Source organism: Bacillus cereus group sp. N8 (assembly GCF_016483685.1).
Lineage (GTDB): Bacteria > Bacillota > Bacilli > Bacillales > Bacillaceae_G > Bacillus_A > Bacillus_A proteolyticus.
In genome coordinates this window covers 18,102-43,992 of record NZ_JAEHBK010000031.1, presented here as the reverse complement: position 1 = coordinate 43,992, position 25,891 = coordinate 18,102, and the positions used below count along the sequence as shown (strand labels likewise).

Here is a 25,891-nt window from a genome sequence, read left to right as displayed (position 1 = left end):
CATTGGAATACAGGATTCAAGCCGCTTAAGGTTTTTTATTATTTCCACTGTCTACTTGACAGGGAGCTGTTCATAAAATAGAGAAATTGGGTTCTTTTTCATTATTTCTATTCACTTTAGAAACTTACATACCGATTTTCTTCAGGTCCGAACTTTCAATAATTGGATGGAGAAAAAAGCGTCGATAAATTTTTGTTACAAATATTCAGAATTAATATTAAAATAAACGATAGGGATAGGGGTATGGAATCATAAATTATACATAACGAGGGAATAGAAATGAAAATTCAATTAAAAGCTGATTTAATGCTACTACTAGTTACATTTTTTTGGGGTGCATCCATCCTACTTACAAAGCTTGGACTTGATGGCATAGAAGAATATAATTTAATCGCATTACGATTTATTATCGCTTTTCTTTTATCAGGTTTAATATTTTACAAACATTTATTCAAAATCGATTTTAAAACTGTAAAATATGCCTTTATACTAGCTTCTGTTTTATTTATCGTTTACATTTTTGCGACGTTTGGCACAAAGTATACAAGCGTTTCTAATGCTGGTTTCTTACTATGTCTCACAGTCATTTTCATTCCAATATTATCAGCTATATTTTTAAAACACATTCCTGAAAAGAAAGTTATATTAGGAATTGTGTTAACGATAATAGGAATCGGCTTATTAACATTAACTAGTGAATTCAAGATCGGTAACGGCGATATATTCTGTATACTGTCTGCCTTATTTTATGCGATTCACGTCATCATTACCGGATCAGTAACGAAACATGTGAATTCCATTGCACTTGGGGTCATACAACTCGGTTTTGTCGGCCTATTTAGCCTTATTTTTTCATTTGTTATAGAAACACCAAAACTTCCTAGCACTATCGATTCATGGCTAATCATATTAGTCTTAAGCATATTTTGCACAGCGGTGGCATTCATTGTGCAAGTAATCGCCCAGCAATACACTACGCCTACCCATACAGGACTTATTTTTTCATTAGAACCTGTCTTTTCCGCAGGATTTGCCTTTGTTTTCACAGGCGAAACGCTTACTGGGAAAGGATATTTAGGGGCGACGCTTATATTGTTGAGTGTGTTGATTGCTGAGTTGGATTTTAAGAGTTTGTTGAGGCCTAATTATAAGAAGAATATAGAGTAAACATTTCACTATGATCAATAAACATACCCCAGAAAAATATGAGTTTATATTATTTTCATTCTCTAAACTTAAATTTTCTTTTAAATGAGCCTTTTTTTAGATGCTATCTTCGAATAAGGTAGCATCTAAAAAATGTTAAAAGAAATTTGCCCCTAGTATCTTCTTATATTTTATGTAGCCTTCATATTTGACCTTTTCTACGTTCTTTGAAGTGAAGATGTTCAAAATTACTTACTGAATATAGTCATACAGATTTTTCGCTAACAATAAACAAGTTACTGTAATGAAAAGAGCACGAACATACCCGCTTCCTTTTTTTATAGCAAATTTGGAGCCAACGATCCCTCCAGCAATTTGAGCAATTCCCATTATAAAACCATACGCATAGTTTACTTGTCCTACATACATAAACATCAACAATGCGCCAATATTACTTCCTAAATTAAGAAACTTCGCATTACCTGCTGCTTTTAAAAAATCATACCCAATAAATAAAAGAGAAAACATTAAAAATGAACCTGTTCCAGGACCTAGAAATCCATCATAAAAACCAATAGCAAAAACAAAAAAGGTAAAGATAATGACGTGTCGACCAGACAATTTTTTATGAGTGGAAATACTACCCCAATCCTTTTTGAATATCGTATAAATAGCAACCGCACCAAGCATGATCAGCATCAATGGCTTCAGTAGTTCTGGGTTCATTAAATGAACGGTCCATGCACCTATTACGGAACCTATGAAAGTGAGTGGAACTAATTTAAACGCCGATTTCAAATCAAGATTACCAGAACGATAAAACACAATATTACTAGTTGCACACCCCATTGTCGACGCTAGTTTATTCGTAGCTACTGCACTTGCTGGGTTCAGTCCTGTAAATAATAAAGCTGGTAAAGCAATCAATCCTCCACCACCTACAACTGAATCAATAAATGCAGCTAAAAATCCAAAAGCAATCAAAATAATTAATACTGATGGGTCTAAATAAAAATCCATACTATTAACCTCCCTTTAGTCACCATTCGAATAGTAACTAATAATTTGCTAAATGTAAACAGTTATTGTAACGTTGAAATATAAAAGCAAACATCGGAGGACGAAAAAAGTGGCCTACATAGTGCAACAGCTTAAAAAAATTGGTTTTAATGAATATGAAGCTAAATCTTATGTATCTCTTGTTAAACAAGGACCTGTTACGGCTTACCAAGTGAGTAAAGATTCAGGTATCCCAAGAGCGCGGATTTACGAGGTTTTAGGTAACCTTGTAGAAAAAGGAATTGTCATGAAGGAAGAAATAAATGACACTACTCGCTATTCACCTCTACCGGTTGAAGTCTTTTTACAGAAGGCTCAATCAGAATGGCAGTCTACTTATGAAGGAATCAGTGATTCATTAAAAAAACTAGAAACTTCCGAGGAAAAAACGGATAATCGAGTGATTACTTTAAAAGACAATAAAACAATCATTAGCTATTGTCAGGCATTAATCAAAAAAGCAGAAAAACGTATTGTCATTTCGATGTGGGATGAGATGTACGAAGTATTAAAAGAAGAACTATCTGAGGTAGCCGATAAAGTCATGATACAAGGTATTACCCTGCATGTTGAAAATCCCATTAAAAATCTAGAAGCCCATCGTATAACACCTTATACAGAAACCCTGTCTACAGAACATTGGTTTATTTTATCGATAGATTCTAAAGAGATGATTTATGGACCATCACTTGAGGAGCGTAATATTGCTTTTTATACAGATGACCCTGTTCATATATACCTATTAGAGGATTATGTATGGCATGATGTTTTAGTGAATCGACTTGTACGACGTAGCCAAGATGATTTAGAGCAATGGATTACTACAGAGCGAAAATCCTTCTTTATGGAAAAATAAGAAGCATATTGAAAGGATCAAAAAATAAAGCATAAGTTAATTAAATAGAAAACTTATGCTTTATTTTATTTGCAAAGTGATACTCCAGTCTTTTCACTATTTTCCCTCCACAAACCGTCCAAACTCTTTCAAAAATCTCAGTTTAAAACTACCAACAGGTCCATTTCGATGCTTCGCCACATGAATCTCCGTCATCTCTTTCTGCTTCGTTTCCTTATCGTAATAATCTTCACGATACATAAGCATAATGACATCTGCATCTTGCTCAATTTGTCCTGTCTCTCTTAAATCGGATAAAAGCGGTCGCTTATCTTGACGTGACTCTACGGAACGAGACAATTGCGACAACGCTACTACACAAACATTTAAATCACGTGCTAACAACTTAAGCTTCCGTGAAATTTCACTAATCTCCTGAAATCGATTGCCCTTATGCTTCGGATCGCCCGTAATAAGCTGCAAATAATCTACAATGACTAAAAGCTTTTTATCACTGTGCTTCCTCTTTAACTTTCGAGTTTGCATCCAAATATCTTGCACCGTAACGCCTGCATTATCGTAAATCTCAAGCGGTAACTCACCAATCTCCGCAAACGCCTTACTCACCTTTTCCCAGTCTTCCATCGCAAAACGGTGCTTCGGATTTTTCAGCCTACCTCCTGATACCTCGCCTACGCAAGATGCCATCCTTTTTAACAATTGCTTACTACTCATCTCCAATGAAAACAGCCCAACTGCCGCTCCAGACTTCGCCGCATGCAGTCCAACATTTAGCGCAAACGCAGTCTTCCCCATAGAAGGACGCGCACCAAGAACAACAAAATCACCTTCCTGCAATCCGCACGTCATTTTATTTAACGATATATAACCAGTCTCAATACCAGTATTCTCTTTCGTATCTTGATGAAGCTCTTCATACAAACCAACTAACGCATCCTTCAAATCAAACTCACATACACAGTCCTTTTCCTCTAACTCACAAAGTTCCGTAATCGTCTCACCAATAATTTTCTCGTCCTTCTCCGCAATAAGACGCTCTCCCATCTTGTATCCAAGAACGCCAGCCTGATACATCTTCCACGCACCTCGAACAAGCCCCTCATAATAAGAGAAGTTGCTAGTAGCAGGCACACTATCCATTAACCCTATAAAATACTCCATTCCCCCGATCCCCTTCAAAAAATTCGGATTCACCCTAGAAATGAATGTCACAAGATCAATCGGCTGCCCCTCCTCTTCCATTTTTCGCATTAACTGAAATATAGACTTATGCACTGGCATTGAAAAATACTGCTCCGTCAAACGGCACTCCTTAATAAGCTCTCCATCTAGTAATAGAGAACCTAACACCGTCTTTTCCGCCTCCACATTTTGAATACTCATGGACGCCACCCGCGCTCCGCTAAAAAGCGCTGCAACTCTTCCTCAGAAGGTGCATTTTTCTCCCACTCCTCACACTTCGCCAAAAAATTTGCCGTCTCCCCGCTACTAACAGACGACTCCTTCTTTCGAAACCTTGCCGTATCCGCCTCAACCTCAGACACTTTCGTAAATCCTTTCCCGTGCCATCCCCTCAAAATCCCCTTCACATAAGCCATCTTCCGGTTTTTATTCTCATACGAAATTTGAAGAGCCTTCAGCACAAGCTCCTCTGACAAATCATTCATCCACGCATTCAATTCCTCTACCGTAAAAGGAGACAAACTACCAAAATGTTGTTCATAAAACGTGAACACCTTACTTCCCGTCTCTTCCTCTATAACCTCTTCTTTCTCTGGCTCCTCGCAAACCGGATCAACATCATCCATAGCCAAATCACTAGGCATACCGAAATGTGCTAAAAGCATCGGAACATTCAGCTCCTCCTCCGCACACTTCTGAAGAAACATACGTACAAACTCCTTATTCTTCACACCCTTAAGCTCACGAAGCACACACTTCTCCACATTCGTATTCGTCACAGGATTATAACGAAGCCAATTTAAAATAAATAACTCCCTCGTCTCTGCATCATAAAGAATCTTTCCATAATCGATGAAGCGTTGTACCAACTTATCAACAGTCTCCCTGTTATAACCCGTCTCCATCTCAGCTAACCGCTTCGGAAAAGGAAAAATCCCACACTGCGTCGTCTTCGAACAAGTTAACAAATAAACATAAAAATACCGCTCCTCCGGCGTCAAATCCAAAACAAAATCATCCTGCCAAAAATTCACCTGCACATTACGATACACCGCCATCAAAGTTCCTCCCGTTCTCATTCAAAAATGAAAATTCCCTCTATGTACTATATATAGGAAGGAGGTCCGGGTTTTTGGCGTGTTATTTCAAATTTTTTTTGACTACTACTACGGTGTTTGTTGGTGTTTTTGTTTTGTTGTGTTTTTTCTTAGTGATTTATTACTTGGTAGGGGCTTGTAAGGGGTATGTAAGGGGCTAGTTGTCGTTTACTTTGATTAGAAAGACTCGATCTGAGAAGCCACCTCGTTCTTTTGCTTTCTTTTTGCGGATGTTGTTGATTTCTTCTAGTGTTGTGCCTTCGTGTTCAGCTAGGGCGTTTATTAGTTCTAGTAGGTCGGATAGTTCTTCGAGTTTGTGGGGTTTTGTTTTTGCTTCTAGGTATTCGGTTAGTTCTTCTTCTGTTTTGTTGCAGATTTCTTTTATGTATTCGTCTTCGGGTAGGATTCTTGTTGTGGGTGTTTTTCCGTTAGCTTTTATTATTTGTGGGATTTTGTTTCTGATTAGTTTGTTGTAGGTTGGCATGGGATTTCCCTCCGTTTGGTTTTTCTTCTATTATAATGGAAAAACAGTTTAACTAGGTGTTAAACTGCTGCATTGCTCCTTTTATATAGTTTTCTTCTTCGGTTGGGAAGAGGGTTGGGAATTCGGATAGTGGAAGATTTGATTTTTGGATTATATCCTCTATATCACTTTGAGGTGTATCAAGATAGCTCGTTACCTCTTCTATTAAATTAAAAAATTCCTTCAAGGTAGCTTGAACGTCATAATGACTCGGATCCTTCTCTTCTACCTTATACTTTTTCAACTTCCCTATCACATCCATAAAACGCCGATCAAACTTTTCTTTTAGTTCCTTATCATTATAAAACGCTCGAACACTATCCGTTGAAAAGTGTTCCTCTAACCATTCTTTATTTTCTTTCTCCCATATGAAGGTTTGTAAAAACGAAGAAAACAAAGCGACATCCACTCGTTCTTCCCTTTGAAACTTCTTCGTCATCTCATCCATATGCGAAAGTACCTTCGCAATTCTTTCTTGCTCTGTCAAAAGCAATTCTCTTTGAAAATGCATTTGTCTTAAAAACTCTTCCGTCTCTATATCACGCTGCAATATAATATTTTGAATTTCCCCAAGCGAAAAACCGAGATGCTTAAACGATTGAATTTGTTGCAGCACATACAAATCATCTTTCGTATATAACCGATGCCCACCCTCAGTGTAATCGCTCGGCTTTAATAAATTGATTTTGTCATAATAACGAAGCGTCCGCACCGTAACATCCCCAACACTTGCAAACTCACTAATCATCCACGCCATATCATCACCTACTCCGATAACTTCTCTTGCACATACTGAAGCATATGAGAAAAACTCATCTCATTCTGCCGACAATATTGAAACAAACCTACAACAAGTAATAAAAAAGGAACATTCCCTCCATAACGATTTTCATACTCACTAATACCATCATAAAAGTACTCATACTTTCTTTTTCGTAAAACAATATAAATCGCAATAAACAATACTGCAATCATAATAAAAATTCGCTTTCTCTTTATTTCCACTTCTTGTTTCATCACCTATTCTCCTTCCACCGCATACTTATCTTCTTTAAATAACGGAATTCGAATGAAATAACGATATGGCTCATCGCGTATTACTTTCCACGCAACAATGATCACTTGAACGACCTCGAAGGCAAGTACGATCCAAAACAAAACATCACTAATACGCGAACTAATATTAAATAGAAGAAAAATTAATAAATGAAAGTTGAACGCCTTTCGGCAATGATATTTGTACACCTCATTTTTACGTGCCAGTGTGATGTACATGAGTAGTGGTGAAAAGATTCCTATTGCGGCTGAGAGTAGTAGCATGTTGATGGTGTTTCTTTTTTCTTTTGTGGTGGTTTTCATGAGTGGTTTGGTCCCCCCTTTTTTATTTTGTCTTCTTTAGATTAGGGGGTGACGTTGGGGGAGGTGCAAGGGATTGTATAGAAAAGTTTTAGTAATAGTAATCATCCAAACCACATTAGGAACATATAGAGACCTAAATCCTAATATGAATCGAGAAGTTGCTAATAAGCTAAAAGAAATAATTAATGTTCAATATACTGATATACCTGATAGAAAATTGGTTTCAAATTAGCATGTTAAACAGAGATTAAAAGAGGGCTAATACCAATAGTTCTCTTTTTTTATAACCCCAAAAAAGAGAAAAGAATATGGATTTGTATACATTAAAGTAGAATAGTATACTATACTTACTTACAGGAGGTGGAATGAATGGAAATCACATGGAAATCCGAAGTTGTTGAATCACTAAAATCTTTAGGTGGTGAAGCAACTTTAGAGGAAATTTATGAGGAAGTAAAAGCCAGAGATAACAAAGTAATAACAAAGACTTATCAAAACACTATTAGAGGTACTATTTATAAAAAGTCTAGTGAGAGTCAAGATTTCCAAGGTGGCGAAGATTTATTTTATGCTGTAAACGGAAAAGGTAACGGTCGATGGGGTCTTAAAGATTATCAACCAGCGAAAGAAAATGTTGACCTAACAGAAGATGATGCTGGCTTCCCAGAAGGAAAGAAAAAATTACGGCTACATATCTATAGAGAAAGAAATTCTAAATTGATAAGAACTGTCAAAGACGAATTTAAATCAAAAAACAACGGAAAACTTTTTTGTGAAATCTGTAAATTTGACTATAAAGAAAAATATGGAGAACTAGGAGAAGATTACATTGAAGGACACCATGTAATTCCTGTTTCTGAATTAAAAGAAGGTTCAAAAACAAGAGTTGAAGATATTATTTTAGTATGTGCAAATTGCCATCGAATGCTACACAGAAAAAGACCTTGGCTTTCAAAAGAGCAGTTAAAAGAAATTTTACAATCAAACTAAAATTCCCCTAAAGATCCTTACTATACAAATATTTTTTTATTTACAAATTGTTTGCAGCGATAAAAAAAGAGCTTAGAACCCTTTTAATTCAAGGATTCTAAGCTTCTTTTAATTATTCCCACTCAATAAAAGTTTAATTCTATTATAACAAGAATTACTTTTAAATAAGGTCTTTATATGAAATTACGTTAGTCCAACCCTTATTTCAATGGGAGATGTTTTTATTTTGTCTAACCCGAATAAGTCAGCTCATCACCCTATCTTTTAAACGTTGTTTATTCACTATGTACTATTATAAAATAGGGTGATTTTTAATTATTGCATTTGTGGCACCCGAATCTTTTCTGTGTCTAAAAGATTCGCACAAATAATTTCTTTTACTTCCTCACGTGTTAGCATGTCTAACATTCTCACCCCACCAATTTGATTTAAGATTTTATTTGCATTGGAGTAAGAATAACGATTCACAATCATTTTATCTTGCTCAGCTAGCTCTTTAATGGCCTCTAAAATCCCTAATGAAATAGCTTTATTAGAAATAATATTACTCGAGAACCAAATAACTGCGTTACCACGGAATGCACCGTCTACAAAAAAGTCCGTTAAGTGGAATGGATTACTTGGATGTTGCACATCTACAGTGTAATAAGCTACCCACCATAGTAACGATAAATTATTAATCGTTAGCGAGCGCTTATGACCTTGATTAAAAATTGTTCTACTTTCAATACTACGGTCCTTATCTTGAGCTGCAATTAAATTCAACTGATTTAAATGATAATCTATGTAGTAAGTGTTTGCTAAAGCTACCCACATCTTTTCACTTTCAGCTTCTGAAATTGAAATATGCTTCAAACTATTCCACAGCGTTCGAATATTTTCTTTTGTAGCTTCACCATCAACTGTTTCTAACTTCAATGGTACATAATCGAAAACTGTCGAGCTTTCATGAACATTTTCAGGATTCGAAAAGATTTTCGCAATTTCGACTGTATCATTTGTTTTATATAGTGGTAAATAATCCGTTTTAAAATTAACTTTAAAATTTTCTAAAAATTCATCTGTTACATATTTAATAACATTAGTCATCCGTAAGCTCAGCTCCTTGATAAAAGTTATATAATGCATCTTCTACAGGTGCATCCAATAGCTGCTGTGCAACTTTCATGGCGTCAGCAGTTAAAATCGTTTGTTCGTCATAGCCCGCTTTGTTTAGTAACTCAAATAAGGCCGGCACCCATAAACAATCTCTGTTGAAATCACCATTTTTCACGCGTTCAATTACATATGTTAATGCGGGCACAACAATCGTTACTAGCAACATACTTTGTTTAACTTGATCCGAGCGACTCATAACTTGATAAGCTTTGTGCGCATTTTGAGGTAAGTTGACTAAAATAATATCGCCATCAATATTAACATCCATAAACACATCATTAATCGCTGCAACACGAATCATCGACTTAGCATTTGGATTTTCTTTATTAGCAAATTTAATATTTAGCTCCGCCATCGTATCAAACGCTAAAATATCTCCTTTGATTAGCTTAAGTACATTAAAGTTATCACCATAGTATTCATTATTGAAATTTGGATTACTATAATTTCCAATCATTTCATTAGCTAAAATCATCGTATTCACTTCGATTTTGCCACTGATTTCGTTAGCATTTAACGAAATCGTAAGCTCATTTTGTAACTTGGACGCTGTAAATAACTTACGATAACTTGAAGAAACCCCTTCTAAATGAACGGCATACACAGCCTTTCCCTCAGCAATGAATCGCTCTAACATCGCATCGTTTAATTGAAATTTCACCATAACATTCATTTTAGATGGTGATACTTTTTCAAAATGAATGTCGCTACTAAATTCGCTATTTTCATAGTCATTCATTTCACTACTTAAAACCGGATACGGAAATAAATCAGCTTTTAATTTCATATACCGTGCCCTCCATTTTTAACCGTAATTTACTATCAATTGAAATATCTGCACTAAATACAACGTTTTTCGATAGACTCTCTAATCGAACTGCGTTTCGTTTAATCGAAATTTCATTCGATTGACTTGCAACATCCACTACTTTCAATGGGTATGTCACACCATTTGCACCGATTGACTTCAATTCAACTTCAATTGCTTTTGATTTCTTCAATACTTTCCCGACAATTCGGTACTTCCCTTCAGCTGCATTAAGCTCAATAATTTTCAGCTTAATAGAAGTAGACGGACCTACTCGTTTTTCCTTATTCGTGATAACTTCCTCATCTTCACTATTTGGACCTTGATCACCAGGTTCTTTACCTGCCCCATAGTTTGTGTGAGGTGAGTCTCCATCACCACGGCCCTCACGTTTACCGCCGCTACCAGAAGTATCACCATCTCCGATTCCTACAGCTTCTAGTACATTCTTTAACAAAACTTCTTCTTTATCGCCATCTAATGTTTGAGTCTTATTATTTTTTCGCGAAAACTTAAAATCCTCGAAATTATTTTTTATACCCGAGTCTTTCTGTTTTTTCTCACCTTCAGTTTGTTGCTCATTTAAAGGCAATAAATCATTTACTCCGAATGCATCAATAACATCCGTACCAATATCTGCAAAAGCCCCTTGTACTTTATCTTTATACCATTGCAATAAATCCTTTAAAAAACCTGCTGCTTCTAGATGTGCTTCTCCCTGCTTACGATCAATACTCCATGTATCATGATTAGCATTTTCTAAATCTTTTAAATACTCATTCAACTCTTTTCCTGACGCTTGAAATACGCCTGAAAAATTGATATTGCCACTAACACGATTACGCTCATAAATTTTCATACCAGCTGCACGAGTTTGCAATACTGTACGATTGGCTGGCTCATGCTGCAACAAATATAATTTAGCATCCGCTAGATCTTTAACAAATGGATATTTTATAAAACGTTCATCCAAATGAAAATCTAGTGTTTTCTCACTTATTAATACTTCATAAAAACGATACGTTTTTAAAAACTGCGCTTTTATATCTCCACGAAGTTTATTCTCTTCATATATACGGTTCATTAAAGAATGTACAGTTAAATCGTTAATAATTTCTGCTTTACCAACTTGTACAACAAGCTTCCCTTGAACAATCGCAAGTAAAAAATTATTTAACGTTGAAAGAATAATATTTTGCTTCCAATTATCATAATTTTTAAGACCGATAATGAAAATATCTGTCCCAAATTCGTCATTTTTTCTTTCAGGGTAACCAAATGTTTGCTGTCCAGCAATATAGTCTGTTTCAGGATCCACACACGTCGCACGCTCTTGTGTAATGAAGTTTTCTTCTTTGATGTTGAATGAAACAAAATTCATTACACCTACTGACTTTTCAGTTCCTTCATTTGCTAGTGTATTATAAAACACCATCCGTAGATCTGAGGCTGCAAACGGTGCTGCTTTACCGATTCCTTTACTACCCGCTGAATCAGTGTCATCCTTTTCTGAATAACCGTCTCCCAAAACTAATGACTCATACTTCTTTTTATTTAAGCCTGTTGTATTGTAGTCACTAATTTTTAAGACCGGTACTTTAGGTGCGTGAAGTACATCACTAAAACGCTTTAAAAAATCGAGAGTGTCTTTATTATTTTTTTTCTTCCATAATTCGAGTGCTTTCGGCAATGCCTCACCTCTAATAGATTTAATATTTAAGATGTTTTCTGTTGGCATTTCAAAAAAGTCAAACCTAATTTCAACTGCTTCCTCCTTGCTTTTATCTTTTGCATCCAACGAATTTTGCAGTACTTCACGTGTCAAAGACTCCGCAACATTATCTAAGAATATTTCAATTGATGGATTATTTACCCCCTTTGGAGTTAACCCTTGTCCATTAGGAAATTTCCACTTAGGCATATTTTATCCTCCTGTATCTTTAAATAGTTGTTTGTCTATTTGAATTTAAACTCCGTAGAACGTTGTTTACTTTCTTCTATAAATTTACTTTTCAAACTTTTAATCTCTGAATCTAGCGTGTCAATAATCTGCTTTACTTGTTCATCTGTATACTCATAGTTATTTTTATTCGCTAAATTACCAATCAACTGTAACTTTTTAAGCGTATCTGAAACACGTTTCTCTGCTAGTTCTTTAAATTTATCAGCTTTTTTACTATTATATCCCACGAATATATCGATCTCCTTTTCAATTCACATATAATATAAAATATAATATTATTAATTTAAAAATATAATAACATAAAAATCTCATTTCATAAAATACATTTTTTATATATTAACTACATTTTTTTTATTTAGTAATTTATAAACTGTTATTTTTATAAAAATGAAATGAACATTGCACCATTTATTCAAAAAAAATTATGATAATCCGAACTTCATTTTGCATCAAATCAATAAAATCAAACACAACTGCTAATAATTCTAACTTTCGAGTTGCAAAATTAGTCCTTAAATACCTCCATATAAAAAGCCACCTGGATTTGTGAAGTGAACCCAAATAGTGGTAGATGAAAAAAACAAGAGCTCATTACTCAGAAGAAACAAAGTAGAAAGTCATTGAAATGAAAAAGGATGGGTATTCAAATCGCATCATTATGGAGAAGCTTGGAATTAAAAATGTTTCTCAAATTAAGACATGGATGAAATAGTATCGTACCGGTCAAACACACCGTTTACAACAACCTGTAGAAAAACAACATTCTTATAGAGAAGGGCCAAAAGAATTAAATGGATTGGAGCAGCTATGATTAGAAAATAAACAGTGGATAGGCTACACTGAACTAGACAAAAAAATTAAGGGCAAGTAAACTACAACTAATATATTTGAGGAGAATCTACTATGACGAAAAATAAAAGAGAAAGAAGAACCAAGTTTTAGTATCAAACTATACGATTGCACAATGTAAACCGAAGAGAGTTAGCTGTAGTCGTAAATGATTTTACATACGTCCGCGTGAATAAAAATTGGAATTACGTATGTTTATTAGTTGATTTCTTTAATCGAGAAATTATAGGGCATAGTACGGGCCAATAGAAAGATGCCGATTTTTTTTCGCAACGGTGAAAAAAAACTTGCCTTATTTCATACAAATCGAGGAAACGAGTTCAAAAACAAGCTTTCATTAAATATGAAAGGCTGCCCTACGATAATACGGTAGCAGAAGCAACCTACAAAATCTTTAAAACAGAGTTCGTTCACTATCGTCACTTCGCAAGTCTAGAAGAATTGACCTTAGAATTAAACGACTACGTAAACTGGTTTAACAAGATTAAAATCCATGGCACACTAGGCAATTTGAGCTCTGTTCAGTACAGACAGGAACATCTTAAAAAAACTGTCTATTTTTGTGTTGCCATACCGGCTTCTAGTATTTATAGATAGAGAAACGATATGACTTTTAGTAGCTAAAAAAATTTCCTTCATCACTAAATGTTAAAAATAATTTCCCCTCTAAATCACCTCAGTCATATGTTAGACTCTTAAAGATTTTAATCAATTAAAATCTTCTTATATTTCTTTTCGCGAAAAAAAATATAAGCTGGGCTGCAATCCCAGCTTATCTTTTAAGATATTTCGGCATATCTACTAACCTTTTTAAGTATCACATCTTTTATACCTTTTGCAAGTTTCATAAGTTTAAGTTGTCAACTATTAGCTAACAACCACTTAATGTACTTATCGCCACATCGTTTCTCTACTATGTACTTTTTGGCACTCCAATCCTTAGTTTGTTCAAAAAAACACCTTTTGGATTCTTTCTTGGTTTCTGAAATCAGCGTATTAGTACAAATCAAGTAATCTCATTCAAAAAATTCTTTTACTTGTTGGTACATATAATTTTTATTTAACCACAGGGCTTGCTTAACCATATAATTATCTGTCAAGATATCTTTCATATCCTCAGGTCTATCCTTCCAAATTGCAGAACAGGAGAGCCGATCTGAATTTTTACTTTCATAATAATCCGACTGGTCAGCTGAAGGCCGAATATGAAGAATTTGAGGACCACTCACTTGGCTCGGCAGATTGTTCTCTATTTTATAACCCTTATTATTAGAAACACGTTTAAAGGTTAACTCGACACCATTAATGAGGGTTTGTTTAATTGTTTCCCATGTTTTTTTGACTGTACCCATGAGTTCGTCTTCTGGCATATACCAAAACTTTGCACCCTTAAATATCTCTCCTTCTGGTGTTTCCTCGTAAACGACTAATAAGAACTTTGTTGTGGAAAGATAGTCATACACTCGAGTATCTTCCCAGTCAAGGTTACTAATATCTTTAATGAAGCTAACATCCGATTCAAGCTTAAATCCTTCAGTTGTGATTCTTTTTTCAGATATTTTTTCTCTCTGATTAGATTTTACGGTAACTGTTTTTACAGCAATTCCAGCCTTCTTAAACTCGTCTGTTTCTTCTAAATCACCTTGTAGATTAAACATTTTCTGCGCAATTAGCCGTGAACTTGCTTTGTCATTCTTTTTTTTGATTCTAACACCAAATTTTTCTGCTAAGACTTTTTTATCCATATTGTAGAACGGTTTAAACTGCTCGAGAATGATTTGTTCAAACGTTTTGTCTTTTAACTCGGATAAATCTTTTATTATATGCTCTTGAGTGCCAATTTGATTTGCATCGATTTTTTTATGTAATTCAGGATAGTCATTTTGATAAGAAGCATAAGTAGTTGAACTCTTTAATTCGCCCTTTACAATTCGCTTCGTAATTTCCTTCATGTACGCTGGTCTTAAAGAAAAAGCTCGTCTATGTGCTTTCTGATTACTGCACGGTTGTTTTGTTTTGTTTTCTTCAGTTTTACCTCCTTTTGTCACTGCTCCAAGGTACTGTGTCATGCCTTCGGAAATATACTCGGCCCTCCCCTGACGAATCATATCCATTATAATGTTCCAATCATTTTCAATGATTGCCCAATCATCATCTAATAAGTCGTTTAAATTAAAAAGAGTAGAGTGGGTCATTAAGAAATCTGGATAGATTGGATATTCCTTTTCTTCGAATTGAAAAAAACTAACTGGATCATATTTATACAACATGAGTTCTACAAGCTTTGACTTTTCCAAAAAAGAAGAATCTTGAAAATCCTTCTTGTATTCTTCATTAAAATCAAAAATGTTAAGAACTAGTCTTTCTTTGGCACCCCAGGAATTTTCTTTTTTGAAAAATTTAAGCCCAGCACATTTGAGTTCTACACCTAGATTTTTAAAATCAGCTTCAGGCCGGTTGTTATTCGCTAACCCAAACCAATCTTTTTCAACCGCATTTCCAAGCCAACCTTTATTTCTTGGGCTAGCGTACCACTTATTTACAGTCTCCTGTGTGACAAGATCCTTTATCCTTTTACCAACAGCAGATTCACCACGTTCTTTTATTTCTCGAATTGTTTTATATTCTCTATCCATCGCTATCTCCTTAATAGAAAATCTTAATCTTTGGTGCAATTTTATTATAAATTACCTTCAACTTTTTGTCTGCATAGGTTATAATGATTCATTGATACAATATCCCGTATTTTTTGAAGGGAGCAAAAGGTATGATCAAACTACGCTTGAATGAAATTCTCAAGGAGAGAGAAATGCGCCAAAAGGACTTAGCAAAAGCTAGTGGGCTTCGTGAAAGCTCTATTAGTGATATGGTTCGAGGCATCCGTTCTACGGTGAACTTAGAACAACTCGAAAAGGTAATGAACTGTTTGGAAATTACCGATTACAACGAAATCTTTGAGAAAGTTGAGGAAAAAGTGAATGTCTAAGTATAAAGTATTTTCAATGTTTGACGGGGTTGGAGGCTTCGTAGTAGGGCTTGATAACGCCAACTTAACACTCAAAGAACCGTTCTTTGAAACAACAAACACTAATCAATTTGAACCATCTCGTAAATCACAAGATGCCTTTGAAGTAGGTATATATAATTATCCGCATGTTCAACACAGTAATGAAGATATCATGCAGGCCTCAAATGAATATTTCGAAGAAATGAAAGCTCATGGTGTAAACATGATAGTTGGTGGGTTCCCTTGCCAAGACTATTCCGTTGCTCGTTCTAAAAAACATGAATTGGGCATCGAAGGAAAGAAAGGTGTTCTCTTTTGGGAGATCATCCGTGCAGTTAACCATATCAAACCTGAATATTTGATTTTAGAAAACGTTGATCGTTTATTAAAATCACCATCTTCACAACGTGGACGAGACTTTGCAATTATGCTTGGTGCATTTGCGCAACTTGGTTACTCAGTTGAATGGCGTGTGATTAACGCTGCAGACTATGGGCGCGCTCAGCGTCGCCGCCGTGTGTTCTTTTACGTATATCGGAATGACACACCATTTGCCTTGGCGATGGATGAAAAGTATGGCAAGCCTAAGAAAGAAAAAAATATCATGACATGTGATGAAGGTGATTTCGATAACTACATCTTTCAAGATGGATTGTTCGCTCGTCAATTTCCAATTGAACAAGAGGCATACAAAAAACGTCACTACTCAGATACATTATCTGATAAAGACATCCTCAACGAAGAGTATATCGTAGACATTTCTGACAATTTCACAGGTACTATTTGGAATACTGGTATTATGCGTTATGGTCAATACTTCACAATTGATACATTACCAGTTAAGGAAGAGCCAAAGACTTTGGGTGAAATTGTTCGAGAAGCGAAGGAATATTATGTGCGCAAACATGGTGAAGAAGAGTATAACCAATATATCTTAAATTATCAGTTAGACGATGACAATCCAAAGCTTAAAAAATTTGAATACTTACGGGGTCCTAAAAAAATTGAGCGAGTAGCTGATAACGGTCATAAATATACCTTTAGTGAAGGTGGAATGAGTCCGTATGATTCTCTCGATATGCCGGGACGCACAATGCTTACAAGTGAAGGTTCTGTAAACCGTTCAACACATTTGCTTAAAATCGATGGGAAATACCGACTGCTTACACCGATTGAAGCCGAATTATTACAAGATTTCCCTCCAGACTGGACCAAATTCAAAAAAGATAATCTTGAAAATGTCCGTGAGGTTTCAGACCGTATGCGTTTATTCTTCATGGGGAATGCCTTAGTTACAGGAATCGTTGAACGTATAGGAATTGAGTTAGGAGAAATCGTACGTGAGTACAACACAGTAGAAGTTTAAGTCAATACTATTTTTTTAAGTAATCAATACACAAATACAACAAGCAAAAGGACTCATAATCGAGTCCTTTTTGTTATTAAAAAATTTCACTTATAAAAATGTTAATAAATAAGTATTTACAATTTAAGTTGTGTAACAATATTCTTCCAACTCAATAGTTGTTGGTGGCTTACTCTTCATATTATACATGAAACGTTAAATCTTTTCTTTATCACCTAAATACTTACTGCTTTACTTCTTCCCCACCATCCCCCCATACCACTCACTACTCTCCTCCAAAAACCTCCTACTCTCCCCACTCCCCTTATAAAACCCTTCCCAACCCCGCTCCCTCAAAATCCCCTTCCAACTATCGCTCTCCACCATCTTCTTAATAACACTATCCCAATAAGCAACCTCTTCCTCCGTCATATCCTTTGGTCCCATAATCCCTTTCCAGTGCTGGAAGACAACGTCGATGCCTTGTTCTTTCCAAGTTGGGATTTCTGGTAGTCGGTCTAGGCGCTTTGGTGCGGATACGGCTAGTATTTTTATTTTGCTGGCTTTGTATTGTTTTTCGGCTTCGGATAGGGTCATTGTTGCGGCGCCTATTTGTTTGTTCGTTAGGGCGTTTATGATTTTTTCTTTGTTTTCGTAGACGAAGAATTGTAGTTCGGCAGGGTTTATGCCGAAGGCTTTGCTTACTTGTACGAAGGATAGGTGATCGTCGTTTCCTAGGCCGGGGGCCACGCCGATTTTGAAGTTTTTCTTGTCTTGTTTTAGTTGTTCCATTAGTTCGTTTGCGTTGTCTACGCTAGAGTCTTTTGATACGACAACGACTTCCCAGTCCGACGCTAGCGTTGCGAGTGGGGTGAAGTCTTTATATGTTAGTTTACTATGGCCTAGTAAGTTGTTCGTTATGAGTAAGCTTGAGTTAATCGCAAGTACGTGACCGCCTTTTTGTTTCGTATATTTCCATCCGACATCACCGCTGCCGCCTACTTTGTTTGTGACTGTGATTGGTTTTGTGAAGATTTTTTCTTCTGTTAGCGTTTTTTGCATCGCCCGCGCTGTTAAGTCCCATCCTGCTCCTTGAACGTTTGGCGCAACGATTTCTACTTCTTCTATGTTTACTGTATTCGTTTGAGGTTTTTCTGAGGAACAACCAGCTATTACTCCTGTCATGATCCATATACATAGTAATAATCGTTTTTTCATAGTCCTCGTCCTATTCGATATTTTCGTTCTGGTCGCCCGATAATGCCGTATGTGTATTCTACTGTACATTCGTTTGTCGCTACTAAGTATTCTAAATATCTTCTCGCGGTTGTTCTGGAAGCTCCCATTTGTTCTCCCATTTCTTCTATTGTAATACCCTCTTCGAATCCTTTTATAATTCCTTTCACTTTTTGAAGTGTTAACGGATCAACACCTGTCGGTAAGTTTTTCATATCTTGCATTTGCGAAGTACCGAAAAAGTTATCGATGAGTGCTTGATTTACTTCATTGTTACTATGTAATAATTGCTTCTTTCTTTTATAGTCTTCAATTGTGCGGACAAATTGTTCTAACGTGACGGGTTTTATAAGGTAGTTGCTTACGCCGTTTCGAATTGCTTTTTCTAGCATATGGTTTTCATTCGCCGCTGTAATCATAATGACGTCAACGTTTGGAAAGTCAGCATGGATTTTCGGCAATAAGTCTGTTCCAATTCCATCTGGTAAATAATTATCTAATAGAAGTAAGTCGATTTCTTCCCTTTGTAGTAGTTCCATCGTTTCTTTTGCGTTTAATGCTTTTCCGATTACTTTTACGTCCTTTATTTTTGATAAAAACTCCTCTTGAATTTGCGCTACGCGGAAATCATCTTCTGCAATTGCAACCTTCAACATATGCTCATCCCCCTGTTTGTCATGTACTTTCTCTCAATGTTTTCGGAAGGTAAATTATAAAAATAGCTCCTCCATTTTTCTCGTTTTGAATTTCAATTGTTCCTTCTAGTAGATCTACCATTTCTTTCACGTTTGCTAGTCCGTAACCACGATCATTTCCTTTCGTTGAAAATCCTTTTTGGAAAATGGTTGTGATTTTTTCCGCCGGTATCCCTGCTCCACTATCTATTACTTCAAAAACAATATCGTGCCCAATATCCGTAACAAAAAATGAAACATTCTTCTCATTTTGGTTACTCACTGCATCAAACGCATTGTCGATTATGTTTCCAACGATCGTAATAAGGTGCGAAACTTTTATATGGTCTGGTAACGGATGAAGCGCACTATCTCCTTCAATATGAAAATCAATTTTCTTCTCAGACGCTGTTCCGAGTTTTCCTAATAAAATAGCTTGTACTTTCGCATCGTGAATTTGATGAAATAAAATATGATTTTGGCTTTGATGAATATTAGATTCTTGTTGGATAAATTCAATCGCTTCTCTGTAATGTCCTAACTGAAGTAATCCTGATAAGACGAAAAGTTTATTTGTAAATTCATGTGTTTGAGCACGTAAGTCCTCTGAATACTTTCTTACTTCAGATATTGTGTTCACAAGGTTTTGCAATTCGGTTTTATCTCTAAAACTACATACAACTCCTACCGTACTGTTATTTTCAAGTATTGGTGTCATGTTTAAAATAAACACTTTATCTTGAAACGCGATTTCTTGATCGTTTTCTAGCACTCTTTCCGTATTAAAATTCGGTAAAACTTTTGAAATGTGCTGCTGCATATAATCATCACTTACATGCAGCATCTCTTCTGCCGACGTATTCATCATCGTAATACAACCGTTTTGATCAAGAGCGATAATTCCTTCTTTTATAGATAGTAGTATCGCACTTCGTTCCCGGTATAGCGCTGCGATTTCATTCGGCTCTAAACCGAGTGTATCTTTACGAATACTACGTGCTAAAAGAATGCCGCCAACAATTCCGGCTAATAATACCGCTAAGGAAAAGAGGATAATTTCTTTCGTTCTGCTCAGTATGTTAGATTCAATACCTTTTATTAAAAACTCTACTGTCACAACGCCTACTACTTGATCATAGTCTCCGTTATGAACAATAATGGGTGCCTTCGCCATTAAAGCCGGACCACTTTCACCATTTCCTTCAAGCGTATAGTATCCGCCAAAAGTGAGTGCTTCATAGTTATATGGATTGTTACTCTTTGTACCAATCAACTCCGAATTAGAATGTGAATACATGACCCCATAACGATCTTCTATAATGACATAATCTGCACCAGCTTGCTCGCGAACTTGTTCCGCAATGGATTGAATGGGACTTTTATGCTCGTTGTATTGAAAAGCATCTTTTATAGCTGGCATAAAAGAAAGTGACTTCGCCGTTTGCAGAGCTAATTGTTCCACTTGGCGCTTCGTATCAACGGACTGAATGTAAACAAATATTCCGGCTAATAGGAGAACGACAAATAAAATTAACGTAATAATTAAGCTTACTATTTTCGTTTGTAATGACACTTTGCGTGATTTCTTCATACTCCATATCCTTTGATAAAATATTCAAAACTATCAATCTCCTTTTTTCTATTATTATGACAAAACTAATAATGAAGCAACTATTAAAACTCTCCATGTACATAAAGTACAAAAAGAATAAAATTGTCATAATATTGAGATTTTAATTCATGAACAGTACAATTCAACTATATTGAACGCGCTTTCATAATTATCATTTTATTTATAAGCAAGAGGAGGAATTATTATGGCTCAAGCAAAATCTAACCGAGTCGCCGGCAATATCTTTAAAGGTTCCGTCGGCAATTTAATTGAATGGTACGACTGGTACGTTTACTCTGCTTTCGCTGTTTATTTTTCAGCAGAATTCTTTCCTAAAGGAGATCCAACGAGTCAGTTACTGAACACAGCAGCTATTTTCGCAGTTGGATTTTTAATGCGCCCTATCGGAAGTTTGCTAATGGGACGTTATGCAGATCGGCACGGACGCCGGGCAGCATTAACGCTTTCCATTACGGTTATGGCCGGTGGTTCTTTAATTATCGCCTGTACGCCTAGTTACGAAAGCATCGGTATTATGGCGCCAATTATTTTAGTTCTCGCTCGTTTACTTCAAGGGTTGTCACTTGGCGGAGAGTATGGAACTTCCGCAACGTATTTATCTGAGATGGCTAGTAGTGGACGCCGTGGTTTTTATTCAAGTTTTCAATATGTAACGCTCGTTGCTGGACAGATGGTTGCGTTAGGCGTTCAAATTGTTCTTCAGCAATTACTAAGCGAACCAGATATGAAAGCTTGGGGATGGCGTATTCCATTCATTATTGGTGCGATGGGCGCAGTAGCTGTATTATGGCTTCGACGTACAATGGATGAATCAGAGCAGTTCTCAAATATGGAATCGAAAAACCGCGAAAGCGCAGGAACCGTTCGCGCTCTTATGAAACACCCGAAAGCAGTATTAACAGTAGTCGGTCTAACTTTAGGAGGCACTGTTGCATTTTATACGTACACAACATATTTACAAAAATTCATGGTGAACACAGTCGGTCTTCCGAAAGAAGTTGTAAGCTGGATTAACTTTGCCGCACTACTTATATTCGTTGTACTTCAACCAATTGCAGGGCTATTATCTGATAAAATCGGACGCCGCCCACTATTAATGGCCTTCGGTATTCTCGGAACTTTACTCACAGCACCAATCTTCTTCTTTATGGAAAAAACGACAGAACCAATTGTAGCATTTTTACTCATGATGGTCGGTCTCATTATCGTGACTGGTTACACTTCTATTAACGCAATTGTAAAAGCAGAGCTCTTTCCAACTGAAATTCGTGCACTTGGCGTTGGTTTACCCTATGCACTAACTGTTGCGATATTTGGCGGAACAGCCGAGTTCATCGCATTATGGCTAAAAAGTATCGGGATGGAATCACTATTCTATTTCTACGTAGCTGGATGTATCGCAATAAGCTTTATTACGTATTGGCGTATGGATGAGTCATCGAAGACTTCGCAGATTGAGGCGGAGCTTGGTGGTGGGGATAAATTAGTTAATAATAAATCTAGTTAAAAATTTTTTAATCCTTGTAATGAAAAAGGCACCTTAAGGTGCCTTTTTCTAATTTGAATTACTTTACTATTTGAGTAATCTAATCGTTTACCTTTGATTCTTAAATCCCCCACCGGAGACTAAATAGTTTTGAGTTTTGTTTATTGTAACGCGAATTGCCTTTTTCTTATCATTTTTAGAATAACCTTCTACATCAATAAAACCCTCACGTACTCCATGTAAAATCTCAACTTTAGTAACTACAAGATCTATATTTTCTTTATCCTTCATGTGATTTATTGCTACTTTTGAAGCTTTATCTTGAGTAATGTTTTTACTATACATTGTGTAAAATGTATATCCTATTATTAATAATAAGATTGTAAAAACAGCAATATTTATCCTCTTCTTCTTATTCAATATATCCTCTCCTTAAGAAGATTTATAATATAACTATAAATCTTTTTTGAGAGTATGGAAATATGGGAGGTTCAGTTTCAATTAAAAGCCCTTCCCTTTTGGCTACTAGTAGTTATGATGATTTCTCCACTTAATTTTGGAGCACCGGTAATCAAAACTTGTTATCTGTGAAACAAGAAGCGTTTCGTATCTAATAATTTCCTTTGTTAGCTTAATGACCACGTAAAACAACAAAAAGCACCAGGTCCCCCCAGTGCTTCCTCCTCTAAAACAAATGACAAGCCACTTGATGCCCTTTTGCAATCTCCACCATTTTCGGTACTTCCTGCGCGCATTTTTCAGTGGCGAATTTGCAGCGCGTTCTGAATTTGCAGCCGGATGGTGAGTTTAGTGGGCTTGGTACTTCTCCCTCTAGGATGATCCGTTCTTTGCCTGTGTTTGTTGGATCTGGTTCTGGCATGGATGAGAGTAGTGCTTGTGTGTATGGATGTGCCGGTTTTGTGTATAGGTCTTCGCTGTCGGCAATTTCTACTATGTTTCCTAAGTACATGACTCCGATTCGGTCTGATATGTGTCTTACCATGGATAGGTCATGTGCGATGAATAAGTATGTGACGCCTGTTTCTTCTTGAATGTCTTGCAGCATGTTTACGACTTGTGCTTGGACTGAGACATCTAGTGCTGAGATTGGTTCGTCACATAGGATGAAGTCAGGTTTTACAGATAGTGCGCGCGCGATGCTGATGCGCTGTCTTTGGCCTCCGCTAAATTCGTGCGGGTAGCGATATAGGTGTTCTTCTTTTAGGCCTACTTTTTTGAGCAGGTCTAAAATGATTTCTTTTCTTTCTTCCTCTTTGTAAGAGCCGTGAATGTTCATCGGTTCGCTAATAATTTGGAATACGTTCATTGTCGGGTTTAATGATGCGTATGGGTCTTGGAAAATGATTTGCATTCGTTTTCGATATTCTTTTAGTTCACTTTCTTTTAGATCTGCGATATCTTTTCCGTCGAATAGGATGTTACCTGAAGTAACGTCGTGTAAACCAATGATGCTTCTTCCTGTCGTTGATTTTCCGCAGCCGGATTCTCCTACTAGCCCGAATGTTTCACCCTTTTTAATTGTGAAGCTTAGGTCATCGACTGCTTTTAATTGCTCTGTTTTTCTGCCGAATAGTCCCTTTTTAATAGGAAAATACTTTTTTAAGTTCCGAACTTCAATTAAGTTTTCTTCATGCATGGGAATCACCTACCGCCCTATCATTTAGCCAGCACATAGAGCGTCTTCCGTTTCCGATTTCAAAATATGGCGGACGTTCTTTTTCACAAATGTCCATTTTATGTGGGCAACGCTCTGCGAATGGGCAACCTTTCGGCGGGTGCAATAAGTTCGGCGTTACACCTTGAATTGGAGCTAGTCTTTCTTTTACGCCGTTCGATATTTTTGGCAGAGAGTTTAATAGCCCTTTCGTATATGGATGATTCGGCGATTGGAAAATATCAAGTACATGTCCTTCTTCCATAATAAGCCCGCCGTACATAACGATAACGCGTGTACAGTTTTGCGCAACAATTCCAAGATCATGCGTAATAAGAAGTAATGACATATTCGTTTCGTTTTTTAAGTTTTTCATTAAGTCTAGTATTTGTGCTTGTATTGTTACATCAAGCGCTGTCGTCGGTTCGTCCGCAATGAGAAGGTCTGGATTACAAGACATCGCCATTGCGATCATAACCCGTTGCTTCATACCACCGCTTAGTTCATGCGGATATTGTTTCACCCTTTCCTCCGGTGAAGAAAGACCGACTTGTTTTAACAAGTTAACCGCGATGTGCTCTGCTTCTTTCTTTTTCACTTTTTGATGCCGAATAATTACTTCCGTCATCTGCTTTCCAATTTTCACGACTGGGTTTAATGCCGACATTGGATCTTGGGATATGAGTGAAATTTGATTCCCTCTCATAGAACGCAATTCTTTCTCCGATTTAGAAAGCACGTTTTCATTGTGAAATAGAATTTCTCCTTCTTTCACTTTCCCTGGCGACGTAACGAGAGCCATAACGGATTTCGCCATAACACTCTTTCCGCTTCCCGATTCGCCAACAATCCCAACGACTTCACCCTTTTTCAAACTAAATGAAACACCGCGAACAGCTTCTACTTCTCCGTCTTCTATGAAAAAAGAAGTCTTTAAATTTTTCACTTCTAATAGTTTTTCAGACACGCTTCTCACTCCTTTCACTTAACGACTTAGTTTTCATGCCCGGCCCCTTTTGGTGCAAAAGCTTTCTTCAGCGCTTCACCAATTACGTTAAAACTTAGTACTGTTAATAAAATAAGGAACCCTGGGAAGAGCGTTAAATACCAAGCTTCACCTATGTACCCTTGCGCATTGTTCAGCATGCTGCCCCAAGAAGAATCTGGTTCTCTAATACCTAATCCTAAGAAGCTAAGTGATGATTCCATTAAAATCGATGTCGCAATTGTTAATGTCGCTGCGATTATAATGGTCGATAAAATGTTAGGAATGATATGTCTTACAATAATCATGAGTGATTTTTGTCCCGATACTTTTGCGTATAAAACGTACTCACGCTCTTTTACAGATAACGTTTCTGCTCTTACGATACGCGCGGTGTCCATCCACGTTAATAGTCCGATAATAAGAACTAACGTTGTAATTCCTGGTTTTAAATACGCATTTAATAACAACATTAAAAAGAATGACGGAATCGACATAAGAACTTCAACAACTCGCATTAAGAAGTTGTCTAACTTTCCGCCAAAATATCCGCTAATTGTTCCAACTGCCGTACCGATTGTAATAGAAACAACCATCGCAAGAAAACCAACAGCAAGTGAAACTCGTCCGCCATATAACGCTCTCGTTAAGTAATCCCTTCCGTAATCATCCGTGCCGAAAGGATGACTCATACTCGGTTCTTGTAAACGATCTGGAATCGACATTTTACTAGGATCGTACGGTGATACAAATGCGAAAAGAGACGCTATTGTTAAAACACTAAGTATAATAACTCCCATTAATACAAACTTATTTTTTGTAAAACTACTTTTTATCGTTTGAAATCTCCTATTGTTCAT

The 25,891-nt window shown here is 36.4% G+C and carries 26 protein-coding genes and 1 pseudogene; 8 read left to right on the top strand and 19 right to left on the bottom strand.

Going from position 1 to position 25,891, the window contains the following annotated elements; translation table 11 throughout:
* The first annotated feature begins 279 nt into the window (after positions 1 to 279).
* Positions 280 to 1,167: a DMT family transporter gene (locus tag JDS80_RS25805; RefSeq protein ID WP_199640285.1), complete on the top strand. Its 888-nt coding sequence runs from the start codon at positions 280 to 282 to the stop codon at positions 1,165 to 1,167.
* Positions 1,168 to 1,398: 231 nt separating this feature from the next.
* On the opposite strand, the gene JDS80_RS25800 is transcribed toward JDS80_RS25805, so the two are convergent.
* Positions 1,399 to 2,166: a TSUP family transporter gene (locus tag JDS80_RS25800; protein WP_199640284.1), complete on the bottom strand. Its 768-nt coding sequence runs from the start codon at positions 2,164 to 2,166 to the stop codon at positions 1,399 to 1,401.
* Between the two features lie 109 nt (positions 2,167 to 2,275).
* On the opposite strand from JDS80_RS25800, the gene JDS80_RS25795 reads away from it, so the two are divergent.
* Positions 2,276 to 3,061, top strand: a complete 786-nt coding sequence (locus tag JDS80_RS25795) for a helix-turn-helix domain-containing protein (protein ID WP_199640283.1) — start codon at positions 2,276 to 2,278, stop codon at positions 3,059 to 3,061.
* Between the two features lie 96 nt (positions 3,062 to 3,157).
* Here the strand turns inward: JDS80_RS25795 and dnaB are convergent, their stop codons facing one another.
* From dnaB to JDS80_RS25765, 6 genes are all read right to left on the bottom strand, one after another.
* Positions 3,158 to 4,444: a replicative DNA helicase gene (gene dnaB / locus JDS80_RS25790; protein ID WP_199640282.1), complete on the bottom strand. Its 1,287-nt coding sequence runs from the start codon at positions 4,442 to 4,444 to the stop codon at positions 3,158 to 3,160.
* Positions 4,441 to 5,301: a DnaD domain-containing protein gene (locus tag JDS80_RS25785; protein WP_199640281.1), complete on the bottom strand. Its 861-nt coding sequence runs from the start codon at positions 5,299 to 5,301 to the stop codon at positions 4,441 to 4,443. The genes dnaB and JDS80_RS25785 overlap by 4 nt, the downstream gene beginning before the upstream one ends.
* A gap of 196 nt (positions 5,302 to 5,497) precedes the next feature.
* Positions 5,498 to 5,824: a nucleoside triphosphate pyrophosphohydrolase gene (locus JDS80_RS25780; protein WP_199640280.1), complete on the bottom strand. Its 327-nt coding sequence runs from the start codon at positions 5,822 to 5,824 to the stop codon at positions 5,498 to 5,500.
* 52 nt (positions 5,825 to 5,876) lie between these two features.
* Positions 5,877 to 6,620: a MerR family transcriptional regulator gene (locus JDS80_RS25775; protein ID WP_199640279.1), complete on the bottom strand. Its 744-nt coding sequence runs from the start codon at positions 6,618 to 6,620 to the stop codon at positions 5,877 to 5,879.
* Between the two features lie 8 nt (positions 6,621 to 6,628).
* The gene (locus JDS80_RS25770; RefSeq protein WP_199640278.1) at positions 6,629 to 6,880 is read right to left on the bottom strand and encodes a hypothetical protein; all 252 of its coding nucleotides are present in this window, start codon (positions 6,878 to 6,880) and stop codon (positions 6,629 to 6,631) included.
* Between the two features lie 3 nt (positions 6,881 to 6,883).
* Entirely contained in the window at positions 6,884 to 7,222 is a 339-nt protein-coding gene (locus tag JDS80_RS25765) for a magnetosome magnetite crystal formation protein family (RefSeq protein WP_199640277.1), read from the bottom strand.
* Positions 7,223 to 7,591: 369 nt separating this feature from the next.
* Between JDS80_RS25765 and JDS80_RS25760 the strand changes: the two genes are divergently transcribed.
* Complete coding sequence (locus JDS80_RS25760; RefSeq protein WP_199640276.1) at positions 7,592 to 8,212, top strand: HNH endonuclease; 621 nt, start codon at positions 7,592 to 7,594, stop codon at positions 8,210 to 8,212.
* A 315-nt stretch (positions 8,213 to 8,527) separates the two neighbouring features.
* Here JDS80_RS25760 and JDS80_RS25755 read toward each other — a convergent pair whose 3' ends face one another.
* Genes JDS80_RS25755 through JDS80_RS25740 form a run of 4 tightly spaced genes read right to left on the bottom strand, consistent with a single transcriptional unit; the run spans position 8,528 to position 12,368 of the window.
* Complete coding sequence (locus tag JDS80_RS25755) at positions 8,528 to 9,301, bottom strand: DUF6339 family protein (RefSeq protein WP_199640275.1); 774 nt, start codon at positions 9,299 to 9,301, stop codon at positions 8,528 to 8,530.
* Positions 9,294 to 10,157 carry a hypothetical protein gene (locus tag JDS80_RS25750; RefSeq protein WP_199640274.1) on the bottom strand — a complete coding sequence of 288 codons (864 nt, stop codon included), beginning with the start codon at positions 10,155 to 10,157 and terminating at the stop codon, positions 9,294 to 9,296. The genes JDS80_RS25755 and JDS80_RS25750 overlap by 8 nt, the downstream gene beginning before the upstream one ends.
* A complete protein-coding gene (locus JDS80_RS25745) occupies positions 10,141 to 12,099 on the bottom strand; it encodes a hypothetical protein (protein ID WP_199640273.1) in 1,959 nt (652 codons plus the stop codon). The genes JDS80_RS25750 and JDS80_RS25745 overlap by 17 nt, the downstream gene beginning before the upstream one ends.
* A 35-nt stretch (positions 12,100 to 12,134) precedes the next feature.
* Entirely contained in the window at positions 12,135 to 12,368 is a 234-nt protein-coding gene (locus tag JDS80_RS25740; RefSeq protein WP_199640272.1) for a hypothetical protein, read from the bottom strand.
* A gap of 398 nt (positions 12,369 to 12,766) precedes the next feature.
* Here JDS80_RS25740 and JDS80_RS25735 point away from each other — a divergent pair.
* Both JDS80_RS25735 and JDS80_RS32265 read left to right on the top strand, forming a co-directional pair.
* Positions 12,767 to 12,949, top strand: a pseudogene (locus tag JDS80_RS25735) (IS3-like element ISBt2 family transposase); the annotation flags it as partial.
* Positions 12,950 to 13,284: 335 nt separating this feature from the next.
* Positions 13,285 to 13,587 carry an IS3 family transposase gene (locus JDS80_RS32265; protein ID WP_199640287.1) on the top strand — a complete coding sequence of 101 codons (303 nt, stop codon included), beginning with the start codon at positions 13,285 to 13,287 and terminating at the stop codon, positions 13,585 to 13,587.
* Positions 13,588 to 14,006: 419 nt separating this feature from the next.
* Here JDS80_RS32265 and JDS80_RS25725 read toward each other — a convergent pair whose 3' ends face one another.
* Positions 14,007 to 15,626, bottom strand: a complete 1,620-nt coding sequence (locus JDS80_RS25725; RefSeq protein ID WP_199640271.1) for a MutH/Sau3AI family endonuclease — start codon at positions 15,624 to 15,626, stop codon at positions 14,007 to 14,009.
* A 131-nt stretch (positions 15,627 to 15,757) separates the two neighbouring features.
* Here JDS80_RS25725 and JDS80_RS25720 point away from each other — a divergent pair, with 131 nt between their 5' ends.
* Positions 15,758 to 15,976: a helix-turn-helix domain-containing protein gene (locus JDS80_RS25720; RefSeq protein WP_016513852.1), complete on the top strand. Its 219-nt coding sequence runs from the start codon at positions 15,758 to 15,760 to the stop codon at positions 15,974 to 15,976.
* The gene (dcm, locus tag JDS80_RS25715) at positions 15,969 to 17,363 is read left to right on the top strand and encodes a DNA (cytosine-5-)-methyltransferase (RefSeq protein ID WP_199640270.1); all 1,395 of its coding nucleotides are present in this window, start codon (positions 15,969 to 15,971) and stop codon (positions 17,361 to 17,363) included. The genes JDS80_RS25720 and dcm overlap by 8 nt, the downstream gene beginning before the upstream one ends.
* A 231-nt stretch (positions 17,364 to 17,594) precedes the next feature.
* Here the strand turns inward: dcm and JDS80_RS25710 are convergent, their stop codons facing one another.
* The 3 genes from JDS80_RS25710 to JDS80_RS25700 are packed head-to-tail and all read right to left on the bottom strand — an operon-like array spanning position 17,595 to position 20,843.
* Positions 17,595 to 18,560 carry a tripartite tricarboxylate transporter substrate binding protein gene (locus JDS80_RS25710; protein WP_199640269.1) on the bottom strand — a complete coding sequence of 322 codons (966 nt, stop codon included), beginning with the start codon at positions 18,558 to 18,560 and terminating at the stop codon, positions 17,595 to 17,597.
* Entirely contained in the window at positions 18,557 to 19,234 is a 678-nt protein-coding gene (locus JDS80_RS25705) for a response regulator (RefSeq protein WP_199640268.1), read from the bottom strand. Before JDS80_RS25705 ends, JDS80_RS25710 begins: the two co-directional genes overlap by 4 nt.
* 19 nt (positions 19,235 to 19,253) lie before the next feature.
* On the bottom strand, positions 19,254 to 20,843 hold the full coding sequence (locus JDS80_RS25700; protein ID WP_199640267.1) for an ATP-binding protein: 1,590 nt from the start codon (positions 20,841 to 20,843) through the stop codon (positions 19,254 to 19,256).
* A gap of 226 nt (positions 20,844 to 21,069) precedes the next feature.
* Between JDS80_RS25700 and JDS80_RS25695 the strand changes: the two genes are divergently transcribed.
* The gene (locus tag JDS80_RS25695) at positions 21,070 to 22,392 is read left to right on the top strand and encodes an MFS transporter (RefSeq protein ID WP_002166267.1); all 1,323 of its coding nucleotides are present in this window, start codon (positions 21,070 to 21,072) and stop codon (positions 22,390 to 22,392) included.
* An 87-nt stretch (positions 22,393 to 22,479) separates the two neighbouring features.
* Here JDS80_RS25695 and JDS80_RS25690 read toward each other — a convergent pair whose 3' ends face one another.
* From JDS80_RS25690 to JDS80_RS25675, 4 genes are all read right to left on the bottom strand, one after another.
* Positions 22,480 to 22,791, bottom strand: coding sequence for a hypothetical protein (locus JDS80_RS25690; protein WP_199640266.1), 312 nt, complete (start codon positions 22,789 to 22,791; stop codon positions 22,480 to 22,482).
* Between the two features lie 265 nt (positions 22,792 to 23,056).
* Positions 23,057 to 24,028: an ABC transporter ATP-binding protein gene (locus tag JDS80_RS25685; RefSeq protein ID WP_199640265.1), complete on the bottom strand. Its 972-nt coding sequence runs from the start codon at positions 24,026 to 24,028 to the stop codon at positions 23,057 to 23,059.
* Positions 24,021 to 25,013, bottom strand: coding sequence for an oligopeptide/dipeptide ABC transporter ATP-binding protein (locus JDS80_RS25680; RefSeq protein WP_199640264.1), 993 nt, complete (start codon positions 25,011 to 25,013; stop codon positions 24,021 to 24,023). The genes JDS80_RS25685 and JDS80_RS25680 overlap by 8 nt, the downstream gene beginning before the upstream one ends.
* Positions 25,014 to 25,039: 26 nt before the next feature.
* Complete coding sequence (locus JDS80_RS25675; RefSeq protein ID WP_199640263.1) at positions 25,040 to 25,891, bottom strand: ABC transporter permease; 852 nt, start codon at positions 25,889 to 25,891, stop codon at positions 25,040 to 25,042.